Annotated in this window: 4 protein-coding genes and 1 pseudogene; 4 read left to right on the top strand and 1 reads right to left on the bottom strand. The window is 70.1% G+C overall.

Annotation, left to right across the window (positions count from 1 at the left end):
* Positions 1–530 (top strand): RecB family exonuclease (locus D471_RS0101025; protein ID WP_026127287.1); only part of this gene is annotated, 530 nt, incomplete at its 5' end.
* Between the two features lie 111 nt (positions 531–641).
* Here the strand turns inward: D471_RS0101025 and D471_RS0101020 are convergent.
* Positions 642–1,190: an EF-hand domain-containing protein gene (locus D471_RS0101020; protein ID WP_017596905.1), complete on the bottom strand. Its 549-nt coding sequence runs from the start codon at positions 1,188–1,190 to the stop codon at positions 642–644.
* A gap of 317 nt (positions 1,191–1,507) precedes the next feature.
* Between D471_RS0101020 and D471_RS0101015 the strand changes: the two genes are divergently transcribed.
* The 3 genes and pseudogenes from D471_RS0101015 to D471_RS41225 all read left to right on the top strand — a co-directional run.
* Positions 1,508–2,611 carry an alginate lyase family protein gene (locus D471_RS0101015; protein ID WP_161630075.1) on the top strand — a complete coding sequence of 368 codons (1,104 nt, stop codon included), beginning with the start codon at positions 1,508–1,510 and terminating at the stop codon, positions 2,609–2,611.
* A 60-nt stretch (positions 2,612–2,671) separates the two neighbouring features.
* Complete coding sequence (locus D471_RS41230; protein ID WP_017596903.1) at positions 2,672–3,658, top strand: peptidoglycan-binding protein; 987 nt, start codon at positions 2,672–2,674, stop codon at positions 3,656–3,658.
* 18 nt (positions 3,659–3,676) lie between these two features.
* Positions 3,677–4,060: pseudogene (locus tag D471_RS41225) on the top strand (peptidoglycan-binding protein); the annotation flags it as partial.

Genomic DNA, 4,060 nt, shown 5'->3' with positions numbered 1-4,060 from the left:
CCCGGCCGCTACCGCGTCCGCCCGCACCGCACACCCGGCGCGGCACCGCCTTCCACACGTGGCTGGAACAGCGCTTCGGCCGTGACATCGCGCTCCTGGACGAGCTGCCCGGGGCCGCCGACGAGACGGCCGGGGAGGACGAGGACCTGGCCGAGCTCCAGAGCCGCTTCGAGGAGAGCGAGTGGGGTTCGCGCGTCCCGGTCGAGGTCGAGGCGCCCTTCGAGACGGTCATCGGTGACCGTCTCATCCGGGGGCGGATGGACGCGGTGTTCCACGATCCCGAGACCGGCCGCTACGACGTCGTCGACTGGAAGACCGGACACCCGCCCACCACGGAGGCCGAGCGGCGCGCGGTCGGCGTGCAGCTGGCCGCCTACCGGCTGGCGTGGGCCGACCTGGCCGGGGTCGACCTCGACGAGGTCCGCGCCGCCTTCCACTACGTCCGTGCCGGAAAGACCGTCCGGCCCGCCGACCTGCTCGACGCCGAGGGCCTGGCCGCGCTCATCGACTCGGTGCCCGAGCCCGGGTGAGAGCGCCGCCGCCCCCGCCGATGACGTGGACGCCCGGCGGGAGGCCGTCGGGCGCCGACTCCGGGCCGGGGACGGCGCGGCGCGGACACGACGCGGGCCGCCCCCGCGGGATCACACCATGCCGAAGACGAACCCGCCCGCGGACTCGGTGTCCTCACCGAACAGGAACTCCCGGCCCGACTGAATGAACTCCTCACGGCTGATGGACCCGTCGCCGTCGGTGTCCAGGGCCTTGAACCGCTCCCAGGCGGTGTCGACGGTCGCGCCGAGGATCTCGGCGTACTCGACGTACTCGGCCTCGCTGATCGAGCCGTTGTCATCGTCGTCGAGGAGGTCGAAGACCGCGTCGGCCAGGGCCTCGGTCGGGTTGGACCGGCTCGTGTCCTCGGAGACCGCGCGCATGGCGCCGACGAACGCCTCCCGGTCCAGGCTGCCGTCGGCCGACTCGGAGCGGCGGACCAGTTCGTCCCACAGCCCGTGGTAGGCGGCGTGGATCGCCCGAGCCCGGGTGTCGTCCGCGTCCAGGGAGTACCCCTTGGCGTAGCGGTCGACCAGGCGCTGGTAGTCGTCCCAGGTGAGGGTGGCGTCGTTGTCGCTGTCCAGGGTGTCGAAGAGCGTGCCGAACCGCTCGGCGATCGCGGCGGAGGGGACGGTGTCCACGGGTTTCCTCTCGTCGGTGGGCGGGGCTGTCCCGCCCGCTGCACACTTCGAGTCTCCCGCGCCGCGCACGGTTCCCGGTACGGTTTCGCGCCTCCCTTGACAGAGAGGTGGGTGGGAGACCCGGGAGTTCGTCGATCACCCTCTTCTCATGAGTCGTCTTTATACACACTTGACATCTTCTCCCCAGACGCAACACTTGTCCCTCGAGGCGACGAGTCTCCTTTTTGATCCCCCTGAGCCACCGCGTGTCGGCGTGTTCCACCCTGCCCTCCCACCTCCGCCGCCGTGGTGCTTCCCCTGCCCCAAGGAGCATGTTCATGCCATCCGATCCGGTGACGAGCCGTAGGTCGTTCCTCCACAGCGTCGCGCTCGTCGGTGCGGGGGTGAGCATCGCGGGTCTGGTGGACCCGTTCGTGGCGACGGAGGCGCACGCGGCGACCTTCACCCACCCGGGCCTGCTGCACACCAGCGCCGACTTCACGGACCTGACCGCCAGGGCGGGCGAGACCGCCGACCCCTGGGCGTCCGGCTGGGACGCGGTCCGGGCGGACGCGCGGTCCCAGACCGGCTGGTCGGCCAGCCCGGTGGCCGAACTGAACGTCGGCGGATCCGACGAGAACTTCACCCGACTGCTCGACGACGCGCACGCCGCCTACCAGAACGCGCTGCTGTGGAAGCTGACCGGGGACGCCGCCCACGCGGACACCGCCAGGGACATCCTCAACGCCTGGTCACAGGCGCTGACGTCGGTCTCCGGCACGCCGCTGCTCGGGCAGACCGCCGGCATCCACGGCTTCGTGCTGGCGAACGCCGCCGAGATCGTCCGTGACCACGAGGGGTTCGACACGGCCGGCTTCGCCGCGATGCTGACGGACGTCCTCCACCCGGTGAGCGACGCGTACCTGACCGCGACCCCCGACACCTGCGGGGAGGCCTACGGGACCAACTGGAAGCTGTCCCACATCGCCTCGGCGCTGGCGATCGGGATCTTCTGCGACGACACCGCCAAGATGGACCAGGCGACGGCGCTCATCACCGACACGCCCCGGATCATGAACTCCGTCCCCTACGTGTGGGACGGCGGAGCCTCGGACCGGTACTCGGTCACCGGCCTCAGTCTGCTCGCGGCCGTCTGCGAGATGGCCTGGAGCCAGGGCGTCGACCTCTACGCGAGCCACGACAACCGCCTGCTGGCGGCCAGCGAGGAGATCGCGCGGTACGAACCCGCGTCCTCGGAGGTGCCGCTGCTGGGCACCTGGGGCACCTCGGCGACCAGCCCCGCGTGGGTGATCATCCACCACCACTACGTGACGCGGAAGGGGCTGTCCGCCCCCAACACGGCGAACCTCGCCGACCGGGCGCGCGCCGAAGGCGGCGGCTTCGACCGACTGGGCCTCGGAGGGCTCGCCTACTCCCTGTAGCGGAGAGGCCCTCCTGATCCCCGCTCATCCCCCTGCTCAGTAGAGAGAAGAAGTCCTGCCATGAAGTTCGTCACCAAGACCCAGTGGGGCGGCCGTCCGTTCGAGCCGAACGGCGATGACCCGATCTGGTCCAACCGGGGCGTGAAGGTCCACTACCTCGGATCGTCCTACAGGATCGTCGACCACAGCGAGTGCGCGGCGAAGGTCCGGTCCGTCCAGAACGAGCACATGGACGGACGCGGCTACGCCGACATCGGCTACAGCCTGATGGTCTGTCGACACGGCTACGTGTTCGAGGGCCGGGGGGCGCGCCGGCAGTGCGCCGCGAACGGTAACAAGACCCTGAACCGCAATCACTACGCGGTCCTCGGCATGGTCGGAACCAACGTGGGCAACATCACGACCGGGTTCGGTGTGTGGAACTACAACCCGACCCCGGAGATGAGGCAGGGCATCCGCGACGCCATCGCCTACCTCAGGCACTACGGCGGCGCCGGCACGGAGATCCTCGGCCACAGGGACGGCTACTCCACCGCGTGTCCAGGGTCGCTTCTGTACCACCTGGTCCAGAGCGGGGCACTCGAACCGGGCGTGAACAGCAGCACCACCGAGTACGTCACCGGGGCCGGTGAGACGCTCGGATCGGTGGCCGCCAAGTTCAACGTCCCCTGGATGGAACTGGCCCGCATCAACGACCTGCCCCTGATCGTCGTCGAAAGCTACGAGTTTCCGTTGGGCACCGAGCTCGTCATCCCCGCTCTCAGCTCGGAGCTGGACCCCCAGGGCGGTGTCAGCGGCCCGGTCGGGGACTACGTTCCCTTCCCCGGCACGGAGTGGTTCCAGGGTCGGCCGAACAGCCGGATCATCATGGCCATGGGCGTACGGCTCGTTCAGGAGGGCTGCAACCCCTACCAGGTGGGTCCCGGCAGCCAGTGGTCGGACGTCGACCAGGACGCGTACGCGATGTGGCAGAGGAAGCTGGGCTTCACCGGGGCGGACGCCGACGGCTGGCCGGGACGGACGTCCTGGGACCGGTTGACGNGCTAGGAGCCGTTTCCCGGAGCCGATTTCTTCCGGAACAACCCGGACAGCCCGATCGTGACGGCGATGGGCGTCCGCCTGGTCGCGGAGGGGTGCAGCGCGTACCTGTCGGGTCCGGGGCCGCGGTGGAGCGAGGCGGACCGCCAGTCGTACGCGAACTGGCAGGAGAAGCTGGGGTACTCCGGCGCGGACGCCGACGGCTGGCCGGGGCAGACCTCCTGGAACCAGCTGAAGGTCCCGCGCCAGGGCTTCGGCCCCTACGAGGAAGGGGGCGCGTCCGGCGGTACCTACGAGCCCTTTCCCGGCGCCGAGTGGTTCACGACGAGCCCCAACAGCTCGATCATCACCCAGATGGGCAACCGCCTCATCACGGAGGGCTGTAGCGAGTACACGTCCGGGGCCGGTCCC

Source organism: Nocardiopsis lucentensis DSM 44048 (assembly GCF_000341125.1).
Classification (GTDB): Bacteria; Actinomycetota; Actinomycetes; order Streptosporangiales; family Streptosporangiaceae; genus Nocardiopsis; species Nocardiopsis lucentensis.
This window is presented reverse-complemented; position numbering and strand designations above follow the sequence as displayed.